The organism is Microcoleus sp. B13-B6 (assembly GCF_036705405.1).
In the GTDB taxonomy this organism is placed as follows: Bacteria; Cyanobacteriota; Cyanobacteriia; order Cyanobacteriales; family Microcoleaceae; genus Microcoleus.
Genome location: NZ_JAUBUJ010000116.1, coordinates 1 through 25,064, shown reverse-complemented (window position 1 = coordinate 25,064; position 25,064 = coordinate 1). Strand labels below are relative to the sequence as shown.

General features: G+C 46.4%; 18 protein-coding genes and 1 pseudogene. 4 read left to right on the top strand and 15 right to left on the bottom strand.

Translation table 11 applies throughout. The features are described from left to right. From QUB35_RS33615 to QUB35_RS33600, 4 genes are all read right to left on the bottom strand, one after another. Nucleotides 1-2,150 (bottom strand): DUF4347 domain-containing protein (locus QUB35_RS33615; RefSeq protein ID WP_333146513.1); only part of this gene is annotated, 2,150 nt, incomplete at its 3' end. A 145-nt stretch (nt 2,151-2,295) separates the two neighbouring features. After that, complete coding sequence (locus tag QUB35_RS33610; RefSeq protein WP_333146511.1) at nt 2,296-3,129, bottom strand: glycosyltransferase; 834 nt, start codon at nt 3,127-3,129, stop codon at nt 2,296-2,298. A gap of 208 nt (nt 3,130-3,337) precedes the next feature. Next, nucleotides 3,338-3,469, bottom strand: a complete 132-nt coding sequence (locus tag QUB35_RS33605; protein WP_333146509.1) for a hypothetical protein — start codon at nt 3,467-3,469, stop codon at nt 3,338-3,340. Nucleotides 3,470-3,485: 16 nt separating this feature from the next. Beyond that, nucleotides 3,486-3,605 carry a sulfotransferase gene (locus tag QUB35_RS33600; RefSeq protein ID WP_333146507.1) on the bottom strand — a complete coding sequence of 40 codons (120 nt, stop codon included), beginning with the start codon at nt 3,603-3,605 and terminating at the stop codon, nt 3,486-3,488. A 372-nt stretch (nt 3,606-3,977) separates the two neighbouring features. Here QUB35_RS33600 and QUB35_RS33595 point away from each other — a divergent pair, with 372 nt between their 5' ends. Next, nucleotides 3,978-4,148, top strand: coding sequence for a hypothetical protein (locus QUB35_RS33595; protein ID WP_333146505.1), 171 nt, complete (start codon nt 3,978-3,980; stop codon nt 4,146-4,148). A 35-nt stretch (nt 4,149-4,183) separates the two neighbouring features. Here the strand turns inward: QUB35_RS33595 and QUB35_RS33590 are convergent, their stop codons facing one another. The 8 genes from QUB35_RS33590 to QUB35_RS33555 all read right to left on the bottom strand — a co-directional run bounded on the left by QUB35_RS33590 (nt 4,184) and on the right by QUB35_RS33555 (nt 14,532). Next, nucleotides 4,184-5,083 (bottom strand): ABC transporter ATP-binding protein, encoded by a 900-nt coding sequence (locus QUB35_RS33590; protein ID WP_333146503.1) that lies wholly within the window; start codon nt 5,081-5,083, stop codon nt 4,184-4,186. Nucleotides 5,084-5,379: 296 nt separating this feature from the next. Next, the gene (locus tag QUB35_RS33585; RefSeq protein ID WP_333146501.1) at nt 5,380-6,153 is read right to left on the bottom strand and encodes an ABC transporter permease; all 774 of its coding nucleotides are present in this window, start codon (nt 6,151-6,153) and stop codon (nt 5,380-5,382) included. A gap of 808 nt (nt 6,154-6,961) precedes the next feature. Next, nucleotides 6,962-8,026 (bottom strand): hypothetical protein, encoded by a 1,065-nt coding sequence (locus QUB35_RS33580; protein ID WP_333146499.1) that lies wholly within the window; start codon nt 8,024-8,026, stop codon nt 6,962-6,964. 996 nt (nt 8,027-9,022) lie between these two features. Continuing rightward, the gene (locus QUB35_RS33575) at nt 9,023-10,030 is read right to left on the bottom strand and encodes a hypothetical protein (protein WP_333146497.1); all 1,008 of its coding nucleotides are present in this window, start codon (nt 10,028-10,030) and stop codon (nt 9,023-9,025) included. A 12-nt stretch (nt 10,031-10,042) separates the two neighbouring features. Continuing rightward, entirely contained in the window at nt 10,043-11,653 is a 1,611-nt protein-coding gene (gene abc-f / locus QUB35_RS33570; RefSeq protein WP_333146495.1) for a ribosomal protection-like ABC-F family protein, read from the bottom strand. A gap of 713 nt (nt 11,654-12,366) precedes the next feature. Then, a complete protein-coding gene (locus QUB35_RS33565) occupies nt 12,367-13,392 on the bottom strand; it encodes an ABC transporter permease (RefSeq protein ID WP_333146494.1) in 1,026 nt (341 codons plus the stop codon). A 251-nt stretch (nt 13,393-13,643) separates the two neighbouring features. Then, on the bottom strand, nt 13,644-13,988 hold the full coding sequence (locus tag QUB35_RS33560; protein WP_333146493.1) for a hypothetical protein: 345 nt from the start codon (nt 13,986-13,988) through the stop codon (nt 13,644-13,646). 310 nt (nt 13,989-14,298) lie between these two features. Further along, nucleotides 14,299-14,532: a hypothetical protein gene (locus QUB35_RS33555; RefSeq protein WP_333146491.1), complete on the bottom strand. Its 234-nt coding sequence runs from the start codon at nt 14,530-14,532 to the stop codon at nt 14,299-14,301. Between the two features lie 229 nt (nt 14,533-14,761). On the opposite strand from QUB35_RS33555, the gene QUB35_RS33550 reads away from it, so the two are divergent. Then, complete coding sequence (locus tag QUB35_RS33550; protein WP_333146489.1) at nt 14,762-18,175, top strand: PAS domain S-box protein; 3,414 nt, start codon at nt 14,762-14,764, stop codon at nt 18,173-18,175. 159 nt (nt 18,176-18,334) lie between these two features. Here the strand turns inward: QUB35_RS33550 and QUB35_RS33545 are convergent, their stop codons facing one another. Next, nucleotides 18,335-19,612: a tetratricopeptide repeat protein gene (locus tag QUB35_RS33545; RefSeq protein ID WP_333146487.1), complete on the bottom strand. Its 1,278-nt coding sequence runs from the start codon at nt 19,610-19,612 to the stop codon at nt 18,335-18,337. A gap of 82 nt (nt 19,613-19,694) precedes the next feature. On the opposite strand from QUB35_RS33545, the pseudogene QUB35_RS33540 reads away from it, so the two are divergent. Continuing rightward, nucleotides 19,695-19,880, top strand: a pseudogene (locus tag QUB35_RS33540) (ATP-binding protein); the annotation flags it as partial. Between the two features lie 257 nt (nt 19,881-20,137). Here QUB35_RS33540 and QUB35_RS33535 read toward each other — a convergent pair. Together QUB35_RS33535 and QUB35_RS33530 are read right to left on the bottom strand one after the other, a co-directional pair. Beyond that, nucleotides 20,138-21,205: an ABC transporter permease gene (locus tag QUB35_RS33535; protein WP_333146483.1), complete on the bottom strand. Its 1,068-nt coding sequence runs from the start codon at nt 21,203-21,205 to the stop codon at nt 20,138-20,140. 97 nt (nt 21,206-21,302) lie between these two features. Then, nucleotides 21,303-22,436 (bottom strand): AI-2E family transporter, encoded by a 1,134-nt coding sequence (locus tag QUB35_RS33530; RefSeq protein WP_333146480.1) that lies wholly within the window; start codon nt 22,434-22,436, stop codon nt 21,303-21,305. A 513-nt stretch (nt 22,437-22,949) separates the two neighbouring features. On the opposite strand from QUB35_RS33530, the gene QUB35_RS33525 reads away from it, so the two are divergent. Further along, nucleotides 22,950-24,737, top strand: coding sequence for an efflux RND transporter periplasmic adaptor subunit (locus QUB35_RS33525; protein ID WP_333146478.1), 1,788 nt, complete (start codon nt 22,950-22,952; stop codon nt 24,735-24,737). The last annotated feature ends 327 nt before the right edge of the window (nt 24,738-25,064 follow it).

Sequence of the window (25,064 nt, the reverse complement as noted above, 5' to 3'; positions counted from 1 at the left end):
TCGGATACCGTTAAGACGAAGACATCACCCGTTGATGCTTTTCCATCGGATGCACTAACTTTTACATTGACATTACCTAAGTCTGATGTCGCAGGCGTACCATTAAAGCTACGAGTTGCGGGGTCAAAAGTTAACCATGTCGGTAATGGAGTTCCATCTTCTTTTGTAGCGCTGTAAGTGAGAGCATCTTTTTCATCATCGGTGAAGGTGGTATTAAGGAAACTGTAACTAAATGCTTTGTCTACAGTGGCAGAAGTATCAGTAATCGCGCTGGCTACAACTGGAGGAGTATTCGGTTTCTCGGATACCGTTAAGACGAAGACATCACCCGTTGATGCTTTTCCATCGGATGCACTAACTTTTACATTGACATTACCTAAGTCTGATGTCGCAGGCGTACCATTAAAGCTACGAGTTGCGGGGTCAAAAGTTAACCATGTCGGTAATGGAGTTCCATCTTCTTTTGTAGCGCTGTAAGTGAGAGGATCTTTTTCATCATCGGTGAAGGTGGTATTAAGGAAACTGTAACTAAATGCTTTGTCTACAGTGGCAGAAGTATCAGTAAGCGCAGTAGCTACAACTGGAGGAGTATTCGGTTTAATCGTTAACAGGATTGTGCCGTAGACATCCTCGTTATCAGCGGGAAAATCGCTAGTATTGGGGTCAGTATTGGCGTTAGCGGCGGTGTTACCCTCAAAAGTTGGTAGAGTTTGGAAGTTAACTTTTGCGCCCGTGTAGACAAAAATTGCCCCGCCCTTACCCTGGCCATTTACACCCGGACTCTTGCCCAATCCCCCCAATCCGCCTGTGGCTTTGTTATTCGTAAAGGTGGTATTAATCAGGTCGAGAGTGCCAGCTTTGACAAACACAGCACCTCCCAAACCCGCACCCCCGCCGCCGCCGCCGCCGCCGAAGCCACCGCCGAAGCCACCGAAGCCCTCGCTGCCGCCCCCGCCGTCGCCCAAGCCGACGCCGTAGCCACCGCCGCCGCCGCCGCCGCCCAAGCCGCCGAAGCCGCCCCCGCCGTCGAAGCCGTCGAAGCCGTAGCCACCGCCGCCGCCGCCGCTGCCGAAGCCGCCGCTGCCGCCGAAGCCGCCGAATTGGCCGGCGTTGCCGCCGCCCTCGCCGCCGCCCTTGCCGGCCAATTCGTCGCTGCCGTCGTCCCCGGCCAAGCCGGCGCCGAAGCCGCCGTCACCACCTAGCGCCTGGTTATTATTAAAAGTGACACCACTTGCCGTCACCCTGCCACTGTCGATAAACAGGGCACCTCCCATTCCCGCTGCACCGCCGCCGCCGCCGCCGAAGTTGCCGTTGCCGCCGTTAGTACCCCGTGCTCTGCCATCGGCTAGGATGAAGTTGTTGAAGCTGACGGTGGCATTGTTGGTGACCTTGAATATCTGGTAATTATCGGCACCGCTAATAGTGAGTGGATTCGCTACCGTGCCATTAAAAATAATGTCGGTGGTGAGAGTGGGTAGGAGACTTGTGAGGATGATAGTTTTGGTACCTAACAATTCTCCAAAGTCGATAGTGTCCTCATCCGGTAGGCTGTTCGCGGCGACGATGGCTTCCCGCAGGGTGTAGCCGTTATTAGGGTCATTGTCATCATCAGCCGTGCTATTGACTTTAAAAATCGCCAACACTCCCGCATAAGCTTGTCGTGCCTTTGCGTCAAATGCCAGAGGCGCTTTACCTTCTCCCGTTTTCACCTCTAGTTCCCAGTCGCCTCCTAATGCTGCGTTGCCGGTGGGTTGGGCGGAAGCGCCTATTTCAGCCCTGGTTATTTGATGCAGTTTTTGGATAAATTCTTCTCCGCCATCCCCAGCAGCAACATTGCAGCCATATAAAAGAATTGTGGCTGTTTCTGTGAAGCTAGGTCGCCATTGTTGCAGTTGGCTGCTGTAGTTTTCCAGAGTGTCAAGGTTCAGTTGAGTTTTGCCCAAATACAAGCATCCAGGGGAACCGTGAGAAACGATATGTAGCGAGTCAATCTCGGTGTGATCTTTTAAGGCTTGGGTAATTTGTATTATCCCATCAAGGTGAGCGTCGAGAATGACAATTTCTGTGCCTAAGATTACGCCGTCAAGGAGAGTCTGGCGGTCTTCAATGGCTGAGTCAATGATTAGGATATTTTTGGCAGTTAGAGTCATTTTCTTTTCTAGTTGTGATTGAAATAAGGTTTATAGTTTGGTTTTGTTGGGGCGAGTTTACCAGCGTCTTTTGTAAGAAGCATAGATAATATTCCTCTTCTGTCACTTTCGCGGCGGAGTATAAGAGAACAAAATCTCTCAAACCCTAGCTGGGTCTTATTTCGGTGTCTGGGCCCCTACACTTGACTGATTCAATCGGTTTTTCTTCGACAAAAAAACGGGCTTGAACTTCTACTCTAAGTTGATAGCGTTCTGACATCCCCCGACGTTCCAAAGCTTGGTTAATCGCTTTTTGACACAAGAGTATTTGCTGGATATGCTTTGTTTTACATATGGTTTGCGGGTGGTGTCGGTAGTAATAAAGTGGCTGGCTAACTTTATGGACTTCAGTGATTTCTGTCAGTCGCAAACAGAGCTCGTAGTCTGGGATTATTTCATATTCTTCGCAATTAACTCCGCCTACCTGTTCGTACACCGAGCGACGAATTAATCGAAAGTGAAAGAGCATAAAATCAATCAAGATTCGGTCTTTAGAATAAGGTATAGAACATCGGTGTCCTAGTCCCAAAATTTGACCGTTTTGATTGATGTCTAAATAATCCGTATAAACCAGCCCTACTTCGGGATAAGTTTCTAAAATAGGAACGGTTAGCTCTAAGGCTCTCCAATCAAGAATATCATCGCTATCTACTTGACCGATGTACATTCCTTTCGCTTCAGCAAAAGCTCCTTTCAAAGCGTGAGATACGCCTTGATGGGGTGCTGCAATAACGCGAATACGACTGTCTCGCTGTGCATATCGGCTGGCAATTGCCAGCGAGGTATCTGTAGAACCATCATCCCAAATCAACAATTCAAAATCTTTATAGGTTTGTCCTAAAACGCTTTCAATAGCTGTTGGTAGGTAGCGTTCCCGGTTATACACCGGAATCACGATGGTAATTTTGGGATCTGGGGTGGTTTCGCGGGAATTTGTCATCGGTAAGACTTGTCTTTATTCAAAACCATTTGTTGCTGTTGGCAGTCGCCTCGTAATATTAATATTTACAACTACCGGGGAGTTAAATAGTCAATAAATATTGGTAAATCGTCACCTCAATGCTGTCCATAATCCAAGCGATGTTTCTCACACAGCAAATCACTTTTCCTTCAGGAAATAGTTCCCGAATTAATCGCAACTTGCTGCATCACAGGGGATTGGTGTCGAAGATAATTTCTTTGTCAGCTTGCGGGTGGTAATAAGCCCAAAAGATGCTCACAATCAGTGCCCGTTTTTGTTCCGGTGAAATAAATACGGAAAACTCATTGTCTTCGCTCATGGCTTCCAACATTCGCTCAGCTTGCGCCCCCGACAGGGGAAGTCATAGCGCTGTGAAACCGGGGATTTTGTCGTAGTAGTGCAGCCAGTAAAGTAGAGCCTGAGCGGGGTAGTCCTGATATGAAGTGGGCTTTCACTGGCTTCCCGTGGGAATGGGGTTCTATAACATGAGATGCAACCTAAATCTATCATACCACAGATATATCTTTTATACCATATTTTTATTTAACACTTCGCAACACAACATCCAGGTTTACGATATCTTTACAATCTAGACATCGTGGGTTGGCTTTCCCCTATCTCTATCGTTGCTTAGGGCCCCTGCCTCTGTAAAGTCGGAAAAGTCGGATCATAAAGTCGGAAAAGTCGGATCTTTGCCATGAGGACATAATTTAGGCATCCAAGAGAGGCTGTGGGTATGAGAGTTTATTTTTTTTAGCGGAATTTTATTGGCTATTTTGCCAGACAGCATAAAAGTTGACGATATTTTTACAACCTAGACATCGCCTTTGTTAATTACTCTGGAATTTTTGACCGCAGATGGTGGCGGATATACGCGGATGGACGCAGATGAATTTAGTTTAGTCTTGGACGCACGGGTGGCCAGAAACCGGGTTTTTGCGAGATACTGCGTTACGGTCGGCAAAAATGGCAAAAAACCCGGTTTCTTTGGCTTTTGAAGCGCACCGGGCGGATATACGCAGATGGACGCGGATTAGGATACAGTTTGTTTTGTCACTTCTACATAAATATGTTCTAACCGCACCGGATACCGAGCGATTGAATCAATAGAAATCCCGTCGAACAGCAAAATAATTTCTTTTAATTCTAAACGTTCCGGCAGCCAAAAAGCTAAATCGCTACCGTAGCGGCGGGGAATGAAACTGTATTGTTTAGCGCGGGCGATGACTTCAGCTTCTTCGTCGGTTTTTACCACGATAATTTCTTGAGCAGGAATCAGTTTTTGCAACTCCTCCAAACTGCCCTCGGCCACAATACTGCCATTTTTCAAAATCCCAATTCTCTGACACAGCCGCTCAGCTTCATCCAACAAATGAGTTGTCAGCAAAATTGTAATTCCTTCCGATTGCAAGCGCTGGATTAACTCCCAAATTTCGTAGCGAGCCTCAATATCTAAACCCGTTGTCGGTTCATCTAAAATTACTAATTTAGGCTGGTGTACCAAAGCCACCGCAATATTCAAACGGCGCTGCATTCCTCCGCTCAAAGTTTCCACAGGGCTTGTAGCTCTATCTGTCAAATTAACTGCTTTCAAACAGTGTCTTACTTGATAGCGCCGCTGCTTGCGCTCTAAGCCGTAAATTTGAGCAAAAAAATTGAGGTTTTCTTCGCAGCTAAGGCTTTTGTAAAGCAAATTTTCTTGGGGCGCTACACCGATTAAGGATTTTGTAGAGTCGGAAACAGGTTCGCCATTGATAGAAACTTTGCCGCTGTCGGCATTTAGCAAATTACATAAAATATTGATAGTTGTAGTTTTGCCCGCCCCGTTTGGCCCCAGCAAACCGTAAATTTCTCCAGCTTGGATGTGCAGTGTTAAATCTTTAAGCACTGAACGCTCGCCATAGGACTTATTTAGCTTTTCAATTTGCAGCACTGCTTTAATTCTCCGTATTATTTTATATATTTAGGGTTGTTTCTGAATGATTAAACCGCAGAGAGCGCAGAGGGCGCAGAGTCAGAGAAGAGAGAGATGAATAATTAGGACATAATGCAATACGGTTCAGATAAGACTGATCCCCCCTAGCCAAGAGGGCGGGCACGGGGGCACCGCCCCTACGAAGGGGGGGACAAGAAGTTGCTCAAAGTCCCCCAACAATCAGGGGGATTTAGGGGGATCTCCGGGGAATTAACAGTGTTAACTGAACTGTATTGCGACATAATGAGATAGTTTCAAAGTCTTCTTTCTACTCTCAGCATCCTGCGGTAAGAAAGCCATCCACCTGCAATCATGGCAATAGAAAATATGAATAAATACCAGAAGTGTTCGGAAATATCAGCCAAATCTTTGCCGTCAGCCCACACGCCCATAAGCGCTTCGTTCATGTGATAGATTGGATTGTACTGGGCGAGTTCCAGCAGACTTTTGGGAAACAGCGAAGTAGGCAAAAATGCGCCTCCTAAAATCAACAAAGGAACGCCGAAAGCCGCTACTAGCGAGTTGACATCTTCAGTGCGCCTCGCAAACTGGGTGCCGAGAATAAAGCCTACACCTACATAAGATACAATACTGAGCAGAATAATCGCAGATCCTAACAGAATAGAGCCTTGAAATTGTGCTCCTAAACAAGAGGCGATCGTATATACTAAAATCACCTGACCGATGCCGATGCAACTGTGAGCCAGGAAAATTCCTAAAAAGTAGGAAGTGCCGCTCAGCGGGGAAATAAACAAGCGTTTGAGGGTATGCTGTTCTCGCTCTGCTACTACGGTTGCTACGCTACCACCGAGACAGCTAAAAAATAAAGCCGCTCCTACTAAGCTTGCAGGTGCAGCAGTTTCAAAGGCTTTTGCTGTGCTGAGATTAGCGCGTTCTTTTAAAATTAAACCGTTAATTAGCAAGATAGAAACTGGAAAAATACTCCACAAGACTAAGCTGCGTCGCCGCCTCCCCAATTCAATTAAAATTCGCTGTGCTACTGCGAGCGTTTCGTACCAGTATTTCATCTTAAGGAATGAGAATTAAAGAACTTGCATTTTTTGTAGGTTGGGTTGAGGAACGAAACCCAACCCCAAGCTTGATTGTTGGGTTTCGTTCCTCAACCCAACCTACGGAAGTTATTTAATCCACGATCCTAAGTTTGTTAGCATTGTTATTTTAGGGAATCAAAAATTAAAGTTAATAGTTTATGATACAGTCATTACATAAGCTTGTCAAATAACAGTTCAAAATGTACACCATTGAATCAACATCAACAAAGTGGTGAAAAACCAAATAAGGCAACGGAGGAAACGGGTAAAATCAACGGGATTGGATGATGAAATTACCCTCGCGAGTAACCGAGGACATGGCGCCGTGCTCATTGGTGACAGCTTAAGGTCAAAGCCAATCACAGACTGCTGTTTGAGTATTAAGGTTAGATCCCGGCGCCAAGGGCGGGCACGGGGGCACCGCCCCTACGAAGGCAGGGTGGTTTCATTCTCAGGGAAATCATCGTTTTGTAGGGGTAGTGCTACCCCCTACTCCCCGTGCCTACCCCCTCCACGGACGAGGGAATCGGTGTTTCAAATATTGGGGCTGCCACGGGGGGCAGCCCCTACAAGAAAATGAAACAGCCCTGCCCTTAAGAAGGGGAGTAGGGGCTGGGACAAGAGTCTTCTCAAAGTCAACCCCTACTCCCCAACAACCAGGGGGAGTAGGGGGTATGCGAGGGGGATCGAGACTTAGCTACAAGCGAGATTTATCAATGGTTTCAGTCTTAAGTTGTCACCAATGGGCAATACCGTTTCCCCACCCCCAAATTATCAATAATTCTTACTTAATCGTAAAGTTCTTACCTCTGTAGCATCCTTGAAAAGAAGTTAAACTGGTGCCGTTTTTCTGTTCCAATTTAGTCACGAGGGAAGAAGTATTGGAACTGTCAGGGGTAGCACCCCACTTGTACATAAAGTCGCCGAGATTGTCTCCGGTTTCTTCGTAGCTGTGCTCTTCAATTGGAATTCCCGAAACTCCTGAAACAGTTTGGTTGTGGTATCCGTTAACGATGATTTTTTCGATAACGGCCCCCGGTTCTGCGGTAATGTTCCATTGCACGGGTTCATAAGCTGAAAGTGCGAGAATTATGGGCTTGTTTCGGCGTTCTACTTTGACTTCGATCCTCTCCGAGGGCTTCGCTAACGCACTTTTTGATAAATCTCGGTTCTTGTGATCCGCATTGGCTTCGTAAACGCCTATTAAATGAAGTTCTTTGTTTCCGCTTGAGGAACCGATATAAGCTGAAAAATCGTCGGAACCGCCAAGCCCGCAGTTGGCGCCAGAACTAATTGGGGAAACAAAAGCTGTTTTTTCGGCTAGTTTCTGCTGCACTGCCGGTACTACCCACAATCCGGTTCCGATGCCTAAAGCACCTATCAAAGCAGCCGCGATACCGAAAGGAAGGGCATTTGTGAGGTTGCGAACAACTGGTTTTGCTGTTAGTTGAGATAGCGTTTGCTGCCAAGTTTCACCAGTTTGTCGATCGGCATTCCCGCCATCGAGACAGGCCAATAAACCTAAACTTTCCGGCTGTTCGAGCAGACTTTGAACTGTTTTCCCTTCACCGACGTAGAGATTTCTAGTTTCGGTGTCTAAAAGCAGCCAGTAGCGATCGCCCTCGCCGAGGTTGTACTCTTGTACCGCAGGATCGACTAAATCGTGCTGCAAAAACACCAGCCAAGCCATATTATTGCCAGTGCCGACTGTTTTGCCGTCGCTGGAAATAAGTTGGTCGATGTCCGGCTCCCAGCGCCAAGCTACCCAGCGACTATCTCCTCGATAGCCGAGGGATTTTTCAAGTTGCGGATGAGCGGTTATTTCTAAGCGTTGAACTAAGTTTGACACTAGATGTACTCCTCAAGTGCGTTAGCGAAGCCCGCCCCTACGGGGGCTACGCCAACGCAGAGGATCGGGTCTAGAGCAATTTTGTTCCAATTTATTAAAACAAATATTTTGCTCATGAAGAGCCTCCGAATAATCGGGTTAATTTTGTCTTGCTAATGTTATCAGCCGGTACTTTCCAAACCACACTGGCTTAACAAAAATATGCCTGTTTAATGGTTTAGCTTGAGAACTTGGAGCTGGCGAGCACCCGCCTGGTAATAATTTTAACCTGTGCTGTTGACACTCCCTAGCCTAAAGGCGTAGGGATTCTTAATTCATCGACTGACCTTTAAGCGCTATGTCCTTTCGGCAATCTTTAAACTTTTCAACCGTGCAATTACACCAATTGACGAGCCTAATTCACAGCAACCCCAGAGGGTCTATCTCCAAAAGCGTACTAGGATACGAACCTAGAGTTCGGGTATGCCCTACCCTACTTAACAAATGAACTAAATTATTTGTTTTCTGGTAAAGAGAATGCGTCGATCCTCTAGCTGTTTTAAGAGTTTTCGCTGCTCTCGGTCCAACAATTTATGCCTAAAAGTGTGTCTCCGTTTCACGATGGCAAAGGAGTTTAACCTTGACTGTTCTAGTCTAGCACAAATACAAGAAATTTCCGGATTTTTAGGAATGGATTTAAGAAATTAAAGCCGTCCTAGAAGGACGGGGTTTTAAACCCTATTTTCTGATAACTAATCCTGTTACGGATTGAAGCTGGCTATCTATCACTGCTTCTACCTGGTTGGCCAGTTTTAAAAGAGTGCTTGGCCCATAGCGTCTACAAGTTCTTAGCTTAACTTTTATTTCGCTACTGTGCTACAAAATAGGGCGATCGCACCTAAGAGCAATATTACGCAGGCAAATAAATATTCCGGCTTTCTCGCGGGTGAAATATCCCTTAAAAAGAGAACGTTTCCGAGAAACCCGGTTTCTGTAAAAGTTCTGACACTTCGCCTATTACTGGCGGGGGCCATCAATCGCCTCTCTAGTCGGTGCAAGACCTCCGGGGCTAAAGGAACTCGGCGGCACTCTCGGAAGATTGAGATTGCGATTTGGAACTAAATCGCTGTTGCTGTCACCAGCAGTTCCACCCGTGGGAGACGCACTGTTATTGGGATTGGTACTCGGTGAACTTCCCGGATTGAGATTATTGGGATTGGTATTCGGCGAAGTTCCCAGATTGGGATTATTGGGAGTGGTATAGGGCGAACTTCCCGGATTGAGATTATTGGGATTGGTACTCGGTGAAGTTCCCAGATTGGGATTATTGGGATTGGTACTCGGTGAACTTCCCGGATTGAGATTATTGGGATTGGTACTCGGTGAACTTCCCGGATTGGCATTGGGAGTACCTGCGGGCGAAGTTCCCGGATTGGCATTGTTGGGATTGGTATTCGGCGAAGTTCCCGGATTGGCATTGTTGGGATTGGTATTCGGCGAAGTTCCCGGATTGGCATTGTTGGGATTGGTATTCGGCGAAGTTCCCGGATTGGCATTGTTGGGATTGTTGGGATTTGCCGTGCCTGCAGGAGTAGTTATCGGGGTGCCGGCAGCATCTCTGGTGATGGCGTTGGGGTTCGGGGGAGGAGGCGGAGGAGTGGCTGCATTGGGGTTATTTGCAGGAGCATTGCCCGGAGCAGTGTTTTGGGGAGCAGCATTGCTGCCGCACAAGCTGACTAAATCAAAAGTTGTGCCACCTCGGGTTTCGATGAAACAAACCGGTACATTTACTTGGGGGTTTGAGGCTCTGGGAAAATCGGCTGTTCCCGGCATGGGACGGCTAAAGGCAGCTTCAGCCATCAGTGGGGTCAAGGCCGCCGATAGAGCGGCGATTGTTCGCAATAATCTCATCAGCGTTTCCTCAAATGTTGAACTGTGTTTGATCCAGTATTGCCCAGAAACTAGAAATTGTCTTCTTCCCAAAATAGGAGCTTTGGCTACTCCTGCTGATGTAGGCTGCGCCACTGAGCTTCAGAATTAAGACATTTGCATCTCAAGTAATTCCTGATGATAACGTTCCAACTCATGCGGTTGATGGATCAGCGGCTGAAGTTGGCCATTGTGGAGTTGGTAGGCTTGTGTGATTCCAATGCGGCTGAGAAAGTCGAGGTCGTGGGAAATGACCCAGAGGGCGCTCTGAAACTCATTGACTCCATCAACAATCTGATTCACTGTTTCCAAATCCAAATTATTTGTTGGCTCATCTAAAATGAGCAAATCAATTTGAGAAATGCCGATCGCAGCCAGCCCTAATCTGGCTAACTCACCGCCGCTTAAGGCAGATGCAGGCTTGTTCACCTCATCATTAAAAAATAGAAAATTTCCTAATTGCTGTCGCAGCAATTGATAGTCTAAGTTTGGGTTTGCCATTTGCATATTTTCTAGGACTGTCCGAGAGCGCTCGACAATTTCATAGCTTTGATCGAGATATACCCATTTTAGGGCAGATTTTATGGCAATTTCACCGGATTCTAAAATTGCTGGAGTTCGCTCCATTCCTAGAAGGGCTTGAGCTAAACAGGATTTTCCTGAGCCGTTCTTTCCCGTAATAGCAATGCGCGAGTCTGACGATACATGAAGCTGAATGTTTTTGAGTAATCGGCGCTCTCCTAATCTTAAATCAGCACCTTGAATATCGATTAAATTTTTGTGTTTTTGACTGCATTCTTCTAATTTAATCCGGGTTGTTTTCGTCGTTCTGATTTTGGTTGCGGTAACTTGATTAGTTGCTTTTTCTACGGCTAGGTCATGTTTTTTCTTAGCACTTCCTGCCATTACTTCAGCTTGTCGCTTCAACGCACCAGCGAGAATTTTCGGAATGCTGTCGGCACGTTTGCGACCTTGTTGGCGAGATTGGGCTGCTCGTTGTTGTTCCTGAGATGCTGATGTTTGCGCTCGCTTTAGTTCTTTTCGCGCTACTTCGTGGGCGCGTAACGCGGCTTGATGCTCGATTTCTTTTTGCGATAGATAGAAGGAGTAGTTCCCACCGTAAACCTTTAACTCCGCTGGCGTTAATTCCCAAATCGTATCGACGGTGCGATCGAGAAAAAACGGCTTGTGCGAGACAATAACGAAAGCACCAGAAAATTCTTGCAGTGCTGTCTGCAACTGTTCCAGGGTTAACAGGTCTAAATGATTTGTTGGCTCATCTAACAACAGAATATCAGGCTGCTTCGATAGAGCGATCGCCAAGCAAAGTTTCGTCAGTTCTCCACCGCTCACTGTGCCCAGAGCCTGAGATAGCGAGACTTCCGAGGCAAACTTCTCTTCTAGCAACGTCGTCACCCTCCACCATTCATCCGAATGAGAAGCGATCCAGTCCAGTACCAATTCATTCGATGCAGACAGATTGAGGGTACTGACTTGAGGCAGATAGTAAAAACTACCTGTCCTCGCGACTGTGCCAATCTGCGGGATTAGTTGTCCCGCAAGTAGCTTGAGCAAGGTCGATTTACCACTGCCGTTGCGACCGACTAAGCCAATGCGCGAGCCTTCATGAATCGCCACAGTGATATCTGCGAACAAAGTCCGTGTGGGTGCGACTTCGCAGGTCAAATTAGCTGCGTTGAGAATTGCTTTCTTTTGCATATTTCTTCTCCATCTTGGTTTGCTGAGCCGTCCTCGTAGTGCTGGACGCTCGATCGCAGTACGATCGAGAGGTCGCTACCCAATTCAAATCTCTGGATTTCGTAGTTTTTAAAGCACAGAGCGTTGAAAATCGATCGGGATGGGTTAGCAACCAGCAGTTAGCTTCATGGCAGTAAGAATTGACAAAAGTACAATAAATTACAGTATATTACACGAGTTTTACGTTGTCAAGCCACAGATGTTTTGAATTCTGCGGTACAAGGGATACAGTCTTGGACGCAAGGAATCTATTTTGACACCATCTGTAGTGGTAAGGCGCGGACTTTACACCATACTGGCTCTTCCTTAGTTACTGTGCTAATTTATCTGAAAATAATGGCATAAATTTTTATATAGCAAAAATTTATGGTCTTGTTTTAGTTGATTTTAGCCGTTTTTCTTAGTCAAAAATAGGTTGATTTTAAACTACTTAAACCAATAGTTTTGAACAGTAAGGAAGAGCCAGTATGGTGTATGATGTCCGGTCAATTACCCGTAATAAAAAGGCTAATTGACCGGACATCATATAATAACAACTATAGCGGTTCTCAAGCGTTGTGAGGTATGGGGGCGAGTCCTATGCCTATGCCCTATGCCCTATGCCCTATGCCCTATGCCCTATGCCCTATGCCCGCGAGAGCACCTCATGTTACTGAGAAAGGCTATAACTTCCTTTAATACCGAATTCGCGGGTCAACGTAAGCGTTCAAAATATCAATTACAATGCTGGCAATTACGACAATTGCCGCAAAAAACACCACAATACCTTGAACAGTTGGATAATCCCGCAAGCTAATCGCTTCGTAAAGACGATTTGCCAACCCCGGCCAAGAAAAAGTAACCTCTGTTAAAATAGCACCGCCCAACAGTGCAGCAAAAGTCAATCCTAAGACAGTAATCACCGGAATTAGTGCATTTTTTAGAGCGTGAGCCCATAAAATCTGCAATTCGGGAATGCCTCTAGCTCTCGCTGCTTCGACATAATCTGCTTGCAAAGTTTGCTTGAGATTCACTCTGACAATGCGCTCGAAAATGCCGCTCAAAAGAATGCCCAAGGTCAAACTCGGAAGTGCCAAATAATGCAAAGATGTGAGAAACTGACCAGGGTTAGCGCTCAGGAGACTGTCAATAGTGTATAGTCCTGTGTAGCCTTCGGGGGCGGGGAATGTCACGGGAAAGCGAGTTCCCAAGGGAAACCATCCTAACTGCACCGCGAAAATTAATTGCAAAACCATACCGGCCCAAAAAGCCGGCAGCGAGTAAGTGATAATGCCAAACAAACGGCCGACAGCATCGAAAATAGTGTTAGGGCGGGATGCTGCTAAGGAACCGATACTGATGCCGACAATTAAAGCTATGGCCATGCTACAAACTGCTAATTCCACTGTAGCGGGGAAATAATCTCCGATAATTTGCCACACGGTTTGTCCGCGAGTGGTGATTGAGGTTCCCAAGTTCAGACTGAATAAGTCTGTCATGTATTTGAAATATTGCTGCCACAGGGGGGCGTCGAGGCCGAGTTGGGTTCGCATTGCTTCTTTGGCGGCTGCGGGAGCTCGTGAGCCGAGAATGGCATCTATGGGGTCGCCCGGAGTGGCCCGCAACAATAAAAATACTGCTGTGGTGATTGTCCACAACATTAGGGGTGCCAGAAGCAAGCGGACAATAATATAAGATTGCAGGGCTTTGGAACGAGACATAATATTTAGGAATTGTGAAGAAATCAGTCATTAGTCATTAGTCATTAGTCATTAGTCATTAGTCATTAGTCATTAGTCATTAGTCATTAGTCATTAGTCATCAGGCAGGTGGATGATGGATGATGGAAGAAACAGATATTTTATATCTGCGACTTCTGTGTCGCGAATCAGGGGAATTGGGAATTGCGAATAGACAGTTGAGTGGATTTTTGCGAAAAAGTCGATCGACTTTTTCGCAATTGGCGATTTTCCTATTCGCCCAGCAGCGATTCAAAGGCGGCTTGCAAAGACTTGATATCGCCTACTCTGGCTACTAACAAGTTTTCGCTGCCGGCATCCTCCAGCCTGTGTCTCCAATACTGGATGCTATCAGAGTTGTTCATCCAGAAACTAATCACGGTGTCTACAACTCGATCGACATCCCAGCCGCGGTTAGGAGAAACTGTCTCTACGGATGCCACAAACGCATCGAGAGTGCACTTCCGGTTTGCCAAGTATTCTACACCGGACGGCTGCTTTTGTTGCAGCAATTCCTGCTGCTGGGTAAAAAATGTTAAAGTTGGAGATACGCCCAGGATTTCAAATGTATAGTTCATGTCATCCTCCAGAAGTATTATTTTGCCAAAATATCGAGCGTCCAAAAAAGCCAAAAACGCTTTACTTTGCTGGCGTTGATTAAATGCAGATGCTTTAATTATCCTCTTTGTAGTCGATGGCTTACGCCCCGCTACGCTACGGGATTTTGGCGGCTTATCTTATTAATAGCAAATTTTTTAACAGCCGATTGTCACCTACTTTACATTTGTCCTCGCACTGTAGAAAAAATTAAAATCTAATTTTTATTAAGCAGGCGTAAGGACGACAATGGCCACCCGGAGAAAGTGAGCTTATTTTAGATTTTAAATTTTAGATTAAAAAATTGAATAATTGGCAATGACTGATGACAACCAGGGTGGGGAGCACGGGCCTAAAGTTCCTTTTTTTACGGGGTGTGACTTTTTGACCGGGAGTCAGCAGAGCGATCGCCACATTCAGGCAAGTAGTGGCATGATTAATATTACAATTTTTTACAGTATCGGTGGAAACCTCAGCCCCGTTTTGATCTGCCAGCCACTGCACTTCACTATTTGTGTACAGCATTGTAACTTATATCGAGGGTTCTTTTAACTGAGATATTGCACCATTCTCGCTTAACAGGCTTTTGGGCCTGTTCCACAAGAAAATTCACTCTTTGTGGAACAGGCCCAAAAGCCTGTTCATAAAAAGCTAATTGAGAATGGTGCAACATTTCAGTTTAAGCGACAAACGATACACAAACCTGGTAGGTGTGACAATATTAATGTTATTGAAAAGTCTGAGCAGTTGTGTGATGAAAAGCTCGCCCAAGATGTCACTGAGCCTTGTTTTGTTGATACCGCTGGTGGTGCAAATCTCCGTAGCAGTCGGCGTGACTGGATGGCTGTCGTTTCGCAACGGCCAGAAAGCCGTCAATGACCTTGCTACGAGGTTAAGCTTGGAAGTTGCAGCGAGAACTAAAGAAAATTTCCGCAGTTTTGGGGATGTGTCTCATTTATTCCTGCAAATGAATACTGCTGCGATCGCCTCTGGAAACTTAGACCCGGAAGACTTCCCCAACTTAGAGCGCTATTTGTGGAACCAGACCAAGCTGAGCGATCGAAATACAACCATCTACTACGGCGATGAACAGGGCAGATTCCTCTTGCTCAAGAGAGAAGCAGAAGACTTAGTATACATCAGAGACGAATCAACCGCTCCAAACCGCCAAATTTATCGCCTGGACAGCCAAGGAAATCGCACTGAGCTAATCAAAACCGTCCCCTATGACCCCCGTACTAGACCGTGGTATAAAGCTGCTAAACAGTCAGGAAAAGCCACTTGGTCTCCCATATACCCCTTCGCAGCCTCGCCAGTTCTGGGGATTACGCCGGTCAGGCCGATCTACAGCCAAACGGGTAGCCTGCGGGGGGTACTGGCAATTGACCTGACTCTTTCTCAAATCAGCGATTTTCTCAAAAGCATCAAAATTAGCCCGTCTGGACAAGTTTTTGCGATCGAACGCAGCGGAGAAATAGTCGCCAGTTCCACAGACGAATTGCCCTTTGTCACCGACAAAGACGGACAAAAACGGCTGTTGGCGACACAGAGCAAAAATTTGCTAATTCGATCGGCTTCCAGATACTTGCAACAACGATTTGGTAGTTTTGAACAAATTAACAGCCAAGGACAGTTTACCTTCGAGATAGACGGCAAACGTCAATTCATTACCGTTGCTCCCCTGCAAGACGGCCGCGGCCTCGATTGGCTGATTGTAATCGCAATCCCGGAAGCAGACTTTATGGAGCAAATTAACGCCAACACTCGCACAACTATCTTATTGTGCTTTTTTGCGTTCGTAGTGGCGATCGTCCTCGGAATTTTCACCTCTCGCTGGGTTGTCAAACCGATTAGCCGATTGCTGGAAGCTTCCAAAGCTTTAACAAAAATTTCGGCATCATCCGACTTCACATCCTCGGAATTAGACGGCGAAGTCGAAGTCAAAGGCGTCAAAGAGATCGGCCTCCTAGCTCAGTCTTTCAACCAAATGGCCAGACAATTGCGATCGTCTTTTGTTGCCCTAGAACAAACCAACTCTAGTTTAGAACAGCGAGTAGCAGAGCGGACTGCCGAACTCGAAGCCGCAGAAGCAGAATTGCGGGCTTTGTTTGCAGCTATGAACGAATTAATTATAGTTCTCGACGGCAGCGGTCGCTATTTAAAAATCGCCCCCACAAATCTTTCTCTGCTCTACAAACCAATCGAAGAATTAGTGGGCAAAACACTCACAGAGGTGTTTCCGCAAGCTAGAGCCGACAATTTTCTCAACCACCTCCGAGCAGCTTTAGATACTCGGCAAACTGTCAGTATCGAGTACAATTTAACCATTGACGACCGCGAAGTTTGTTTTGCCGCCAGCATTTCACCGCTTTCAGAAGAATCCGTCATTGTGGTAGCCCGCGACATTACCGAACAGAAGCGAGCCGAATCGGCGCGACGCCAAAGGCAAAAACAATTGCTCAAACAAAATACGGTTTTGGTAGAATTGGCAAGAAATAAAGCGCTGTATCGAGGCGATTTGCAAGTAGCTTTGAGGCAAATCACCGAAGCAGCAGCTCATACGCTACAGACAGAAAAAGCCGGCGCGTGGTTGTACGATGAAAGCCGATCGAAACTGCAATGTCTCGACCAATTTCACCGCAGCAGCGAACAGCATTCCCAAGGCGCCGAGCTCGCAGCAGCAGACTATCCAGCTTATTTTAAAGCTTTGGAAGAACATCGGACGATCGCAGCCGAGGACGCTCTCTCAGATATTAGAACCAGAGAATTTGGGGAATCTTACTTTGCAAAAGTGGGTACTACATCAACCTTAGATGCGCCAGTGCGACTCGGCGGACAAACAGTGGGAGTCATCTGTATCGAACAAGTGGGAACTCCTCGTAACTGGACATTAGAAGAACAAAATTTTGCTGCTTCCCTGGCAGATTTGGTATCATTGGCGATCGAAGCCAGCGAGCGCGATCGTACACAAAGCGCTTTGCGTCAAGCAGAACAAAAATACCGCAGCATCTTTGAAAATGCCGTCGAAGGCATTTTTCAAAGAACCCCCGAAGGCCACTTCTTGAGCGTAAATCCAGCTTTAGCCCGCATCTATGGCTACGCCACTCCCGAAGAATTGACATCAAATCTCACCAACATCAAACAGCAAGCTTACGTCAATCCTCAGCAGGGCGACAAGTTTATGCGCGTGATGGAAGAATTCGGAGAAGTTTCGGGGTTTGAGTCACAAGTTTACCGCGTTGATGGCAAGGTAATTTGGATTTCCGAAAGCGCGCGTGCAGTGTGCGACGCCAACGGCGAGGTACTCTACTATGAAGGCAGCGTCGAGGATATTAGCGATCGAAAAGTCTTTGAATCCGCCTTGCAACTCGCCCTAGAAGCAGCCGAAGCCGCTTCCACCGCAAAAAGCGCATTTTTGGCAAACATGAGCCACGAACTGCGAACACCTCTGAATGCCATCATCGGCTACAGCGAAATGCTCCAAGAAGAAACCGAAGAATTGGGTTACGATGAACTCATCCCAGATTTAGACAAAATCCGCTCTTCCGGCAGACACTTACTATCGCTAATTAACGACATTCTCGACATTTCTAAAATCGAAGCCGGCCGCATGGATCTTTACTTAGAAACCTTCGACATCGCCGCCTTGATTGAAGAAGTAGCATCCACCGCCGTGCCGCTAATTGAGAAAAACGGCAACACTCTCAACTTGCACAAAATTAGCAATATCGGCACCATGCACGGTGACATTACCAAAGTGCAGCAGATTTTATTAAATTTGCTGAGCAATGCCGCCAAATTCACTCAAAACGGTACAATTACCCTCACAGCCAGCCGAGAAAAAATTGCGGGTGACAGCAGCGAAGCAAAACAAGAAAACACTTCTGAACCGGCGGCGACTTCAGAATTTTCAATTGCTAGTAACGAATTTTTAGTTGTTAATTGTATAGATACAGGAATTGGGATGACTCCAGACCAGTTGCAGCACATTTTCCAACCCTTTATCCAAGCAGACGCTTCTACCACGCGCAAGTACGGCGGCACCGGTTTGGGACTGGCAATCAGCCAGCGTTTTTGCCTAATGATGGGTGGCAATATTTCCGTAAAAAGTCAGGATGGTGTTGGTTCTACTTTTACGATATGGTTGCCAGTTAATCTGCAAAATTAGGGTGGATGGCACACGGAGCATTCAATTTCAGAAAAAAGAATGCTGGCGCACCTTACAAAAGAAGTTCCCCTAAAAAAAGGGGAATACAAACCAAGTAGGGAAACTAAAAGTAAACATAACCTTGTGTTTAGGTTTTATTTTTTACTTTTATCTTACTCATTACGGCTGTGTACTTGGGTTAGATTCTCCATTCACCACTCCCGTAGTATCTATCTGATCGGCGAAATCTTGTTTTCCAGTTTCAATAAACCATTTATACTGCTCAAGCGTTTCGGGACGAGCACTCTCCAAACACATTTTTCTCCAGCGGGGTTTCTCTTTTGTATCTTTTTTTTCTTCCAGAACATCTTCTAGCAAGCAATAAGCCATCCCTCCACCGAGCTGTTTTCCTTCAATTGTTTGGTCAATAGCAACTGCTTGTCGGATTTCTTTTTCAGCCGCTTGATACTGTTTTTGTTTGAGCAGTATCCAGCCCAAGTTTAGATGCAGTTCATAGTTGAGTTGAGCATCTTCTTTCCTAACCCGTTGTAATCCCATCCGCAGTAAAGTTTCAGCGGTCACTCTATCGTCTTTACTAAGATAAACGCGACCTAAATTATTAAAGGCGCGAGCCTCCCCTAGGTTTAACACTTTTTCATATTCCGTCGTCGCTAAATCTATAGATCCTAAAGATTCGTAGATTTGTCCCAAGGCAATTGGAATCTCCCAATTATGGGGGTTTATTTTGGCCGCTTGCTCGTATTTCCCTTTGGCTTTTTCCAGTAAACCTCTTTCGTAGAGTTTTTTTCCTTCTCGATAGTTCCAGTCCCCAATCCGAGGCAAAGAGTTATAGACTCCCACAGAAGCCAACAATAACATTGCGGTAATTCCCAAGGTTGCTTGACTGTGAAACTGGGGAGAAATATTGAGTTTTTGGAGCAGATTTTTAATCTTTTCTTGTCCTGTGTCCTGCAAGGTGTGGATTACCGTCAGAAGTAACCCTCCTTGTCCCAGCAGGCCAAAGGTCTCAGCGAAGCTGATTCCTCCCGTGGAAAAGAGTTGAACGAAGGTTGTCATATAGGCCCCTACCCCCGTCAATCCCGCGATTGTCAGCGCGTTGAACAACCAATCTAAGCGATTTGAGGGGGAAACTTCCTCCTCGGAGGTGGGTTCGAGAAACCACCACCAAGCTTCTGGGGAGGGGTGAAATGTAGCTCGCCATTCTGCTAATTTTGCTCCTCTGGCGATCGCATCGGCTTGTTGTTTCAGGAAGTTGTCCAATTCGAGTAGTTTAGCCAAACTTTCCACAGAAAGCTGGGTTTTCTCGCTGAGTGCTTCTTCGATCGCATCGCGAGTAACTAAAATATGGAGAATGGCTATTTCTGAGGGTTCAGACTTTGCCAATTTTAGGTGAGCGAGAGCATCAGTATATTGAGCTAAGGCAAGTTCTAATTTCACGATCGGACTTGAATAATTAGTAGATTCCTGAAAAAAGTTTACCGCAAATTGCAGGTATATACTTTAAGATAATTGTAGCCCACAGTTGCAGCACATTTTCCAACCCTTTACCCAAGCAGACGCTTCTACCACGCGCAAGTACGGTGGCACCGCTTTGGGACTAGCCATTAGCCAGCCTTTTTGCCTAATGATCGGTGGCAATATTTCCGTAAAAAGTCAGGAGGGTGTGGGTTCGACTTTTACCATTTGCTTACCTGTTAATCCTTAACTAATCTTGGTATTTTTGAGCTATCCTTGTATTACCAAATCTCGTAGGGGCGGGTTCACCAACAATCTTTGGTTCACATCCAAAATATTCATAAACCCGCCCCCACCAAACCAATTAAGCCTGATTGCGGAACAAGTTTTTGAGTATCTGCGATGGGTGGGGGCGGGTTTTTTAGTTCTGGGAATTGATGATATAAATTTGGGTGAACCCGCCCCTACAAAAATTTGAATTCCCCATTACCAATTACCCAGTCCCAATTACCTTTGAATGCTTCTCGGATCGAGAGCATCCCGCAACCCATCCCCCAATAAATTAAACGCCAAAACTGTCAAAATAATCAGTGTTGCCGGAGGCCAAACCAACCAAGGTTGCAACACTAAAATTGAAGCATTAGTAGACAGGGATAGCAAATTTCCCCAAGAAGGATCTGGCTGTTGAATTCCCAAGCCAATTAAACTCAAAACCGACTCCGCCACAATAAAACCCGGAACCGACAAAGTAGCAGAAATAATTACATAAGTAGCAGTTTGTGGCAAAACGTGGCGGACAATAATATAAATTGGATTGGCCCCCATTGCCCGTGCCGCTTGCACGAATTCTAGCTGTTTAATTGATAGTACCTGACCGCGAATTACCCGCGCCAAACCCGCCCAACTGATAAATGAAGTAATCAGCACAATCAATATAAATCGCTGAGCACTTGTCAATCCCGGCGGCAATACTGCTGCTAGCGCTACTAATAAATAAAGACCAGGAATCGTCATTAATACTTCGGCAAAGCGCATTAATATACTGTCAATCCAACTGCCGAAATAACCCGATATTCCTCCGATAAACAATCCCAACGGGAAAGAAATTGCTATTCCTACTAAACCGATGCTGAGGCTAATTCTGCTGCCGTGTACTAAGCGACTGAATTGATCGCGAGCTTGTTCGTCCGTCCCTAAAAGGTTAATTTGACCTTCTCCTGTAGTACCAAACAAGTGCCTCTCTAATGGCAAAAATCCTAAAAATTTATAGGGGGAACCTTTGACAAATAAACTGACAGCAGAGGGCTTGCCCCAGTCTACAATTACCTCACGAGCGCCGGTATTCGCATCCACTGGGCCCTGAGTAGTCGGATAAACGTGGGGCCCGATAAATCGCCCGTCTTGGGTGGTTAAATAAATCTGAGTCGGCGGCAGCAATGAACCGTTTAATTTAGAGTCGTAGGGGTCGTAAGGTGCCACAAATTCGGCCAAAAGCGCGACTGTATAAAAAATTAACAGTAGCACGGCTCCCAACCGAGCTAGAGGATTGTTTCTAAGATTTTGCCACCATTTCATAAGTTTTGAAATTGGGAATTGTTGACTGTTGACTGTTGACTGTTGACTGTTGACTAACTACAGGACTTACGCAAGTAAAATGCACAGTGTACACCTGCTACTTTTGTTCATCTGCAACCAAGATTATTCTAGTCTCATCTTCTGGTATTTTCCCCAATTCTTCGCCGCTAAAAGGATTGTAGAAAAACGAGCCTGTTTGGGGCGGTAATTTGGGATTGAGTACAATTTCTACTATACTTTTTACTACTCCAGTGAGCGGAATTGCCAGGATAACTCCCAACAATCCTCCCACTCTACCTCCTAACAGCAAAGCTGTGAAAATAATTACCGGGCTCAATCCGGTGAGATTGCCCATGATTCGGGGAGCTACTAAATTATCCTTGATTTGCTGGAGACCGATCGCCACTACCAACACTTGCAGCGCCAGCCACCAATCAATAAACGCTACAATTATACTAACAGTGCCAATTCCCAAAGTTGCTCCAATAAACGGAATTATTTCCGTCAATCCTATAAATACCGCAAACAACAGAAAAAACGGAACTCGCAGCCACCAAAAAGCCAGAGTCAACGAGATGGCCATCAATAGTCCCAGCAATAACTGTCCCGATACAAACCGCTGGAGGTTTCGCTGCAAAGTCTCTGTTAAAACATAGCGAATTTCTGGGGAAAAAATGCTGGTCAAACCCTGCCACACTCTTTGCCCGTCTAGGAGCATATAAAAGGAAATCACCACAATAAAAATTAAGTCCAAAAACCAGTTAACAGTACCTACAACTAAGCCTAAACCCGTACCGGCGAGCGCCTGGACTTGTCCCTGGACTCTCGCTGACAGTTGCTGCTCCAATATTTGCACGTCAAACGGTAAATTGCGATCCGCACTCCAGGCTTGAAATTCACCTAGCTGCTGCCGCCCCGACTCCAGCAATTCCGGGAACCTCACGCCCAACTGGCTGGCTTGGTTGAACACCGGCGGCACAATAGTTAAACCGATTACTACTAATATCACACCCGCAGTTAAATAAACCAGCCCCGCCGCCACTCCCCGTGGCAAAAATACTTCCAGTCTTTTTACTGCATAATTTAATAAAAATGCAATCAGTCCCGCTGTTACTAAAATGCTGACCAGTTCCCCAACGTAACTGACAGCAGTCAGGGTAAACCATCCCGTCACTAGCACTAGCAGCCAAGTAATTAGAAACTGTTGGAGGGGAGAAAAAAGAGTATTCATTTTGATTTTTTTTAAATAAAGTGGCACAAATTTTTCAGCAGATGTGCCGTATTATACAATAAACACATTAGAGTATATAGCAATCCTTGCAGGAGTCGTAAATTTTTGACCCCACCCCAACCCTCCCCTTATCAAGGGGAGGGAGTAAGAAATTCACAAATGATGCGAGGATTGCTATAGATTAGGAATAATCAGTTCAAGATTAGACTGAGTTTTCTCAGCATTGATAGATAGGTGACGGCCAAGCCACTTGGGGAGAGACAATGCCAGCCCGATCGACCCCACGCTCGGAAATCACGCTAATATTCAGTAGGCCCCACAGGCAGATCAAATTAAAGGTCGATCGCACAAACTCCGATCTATTCGCAATTGTAAGGTGAAACGGCGCCACACTCACCCAAAAGGGGGACGCGGGATTGCTGAGGCTATCCGCTAAAATGAATCCAATATAAAAACCGCAATCTTTCTTTACAATAAAAAAACCAAAGGCTAATAGCGGCGAGAGGAACTACCGTGACCAATCAAGTTTTTTCAGAAGCGGAAGAAAAGCAACCCCTTCCCCCCGTGGAGAGCGGGCACGACAGGATCTCAGCAGTGGATGTAGCTGGAAGTGAAGTCTCAGACAACTCTCGCTGGCAATTCTCCGGTGAGGATGATGAACGAGAAGTTGCGCTGGAAGCTCCAGAAATCGAGGCGGAACAGGTTTGGGAACCAGAAGCAACTGAAGTTGGGCCCCGCAAAGAAATCAGGTGGCCTGCCTTGTTGGCGGGCGCAGGGATTGGTGTTGCTGCAACGTTGCTAGCAGTAAACTTGACTGGGGCCAAGCAGAGTTCACCTGCGGCAGTTCCAATTCCATCGGCAACTCAGCAGGCGACGGATCAAACTGTGACAGTCGCGCCTGTGGAATCTGCCGAGGTGGGTGAAACTTTGGAAGCAACAGGCACCGTGGCAGCCTATGACTTGCTGCCGGTGCTACCACAAGCCAACGGTTTGCAAATCAAGCAGGTGTTGGTGGCGGAGGGAGATGTGGTAGAAAAAGGTCAGACGATGGCGGTTTTGGACGATTCGGTGCTACGATCGCAAATTGCCGAAGCGCTGGCAGGAGTACAATCGGCCAATTCTACGGTAGAACAAGCCGAAGCTCAGGTACAGCAAGCCGAGTCAGCTCAACAAGAAGCCCAAGCCGGCGTGGCTCAAGCCCAAGCTGGCGTTGAAAAAGCCATCGCTGACGCAGCGCAAGCCAGAACAGGCGTCGGGCAGGCAAGGGCCGGTGTGGAACAAGCTAAAGCCGGTGTCACTCAAGCTAAAGCCGGCATTGCCTCCGCTCAGGCTAAATTAGATCAAGCTCAAAGAGAAGTAAATCGCACCCAAGATTTGGCTACTCAGGGAGTAATAAGTCAGCAAGATTTGGAAAGGCGAAAGACGGAACGGCAGACTGCTGTTCAAGACTTGAACAAAGCTAAAGCTGACTTGAATACAGCTTTGGAAGAACAGAATAAAGCAGCGGAAGAAGTGCAATCTTCTATTGCTAAAGTAGCTACTGCTGAAGCTAATATCAGTACGGCTAGAGCGGCTCTCGCCAGCGCTCGTGCTAAAGTGAATACTGCAGGAGCGAGTGTCAGCAGTGCCAGAGCAAATGTCGGAAATAACGCAGCAAGTGTCCGCAGCAATGATGCACAAGTCAAACAGTTACAAACTCAATTAGAACAAACTATTGTTCGAGCGCCGGATAGTGGCACTGTGGCTGAAAGAATTGGTCGAGTTGGCGATGTTTCTTCGGGAAGTCAAAAACTATTTTCGATTATTCGGGGAAACAAGCTGGAACTACAATTGAAAGTACCGGAAACTCAGATTTCGCAAGTGCGGCCGGGAACAGCAGTGCAAATTACTTCGGATTCTGACAAGCGGATTAAGTTGTCAGGAACTGTACGAGAGATTTCGCCGGTAGTTGACCCGCAAAATCGGCAAGCTACGGTGAAGATTGATTTGCCGGCAAGCGAGTTTTTGCGATCGGGAATGTTTTTGCGCGCATCGATTTCGACGGCAAAGGCTCAAGGTTTGAAAGTCCCCGCTAAAGCTATTGTGCCGCAATCTGACGGCAGTTCTATTGTTTACAAACTTGTCGGCCAGGACAAGGTGCAGGCTCAACCGGTGGAAGTCGGGGAAATTTCGGGGGGTGCAGTGGGCGATTTGACTGCTGCTAAGGTGGTGGTTAAAAAGGGTTTGAAGGCGGGCGATCGCGTGGTTGTTACTGGGGCTGGTTTTCTTAAGGATGGCGATCGGGTTAAGGTTGGGAAATAGTTATTGGTTATGGGTTATTTTGAGATTCTTGCCTTTTTTTTACCGCAGATGAAGGCAGATAAACGCCGATGAACGCAGATAACCACTGCCAATATTTCGATTACGCACGTCTACGGGGATTGCATAATTAAAGCGATGATATTGAGGTTAATCACCCCCTGATAGTGGATCTACTGATAACCAATCGTGGCTATAGAACTCATTTAGGATCTTAGCTCATACTCATTTTTTATGAGATCCCGTAGAATCTGATCCCCCCTAACCCCCCTTAATAAGGGGGGGACAAGATTCTTCTCAAAGTCAACCCCTACTCCCCTTCTTAAGGGG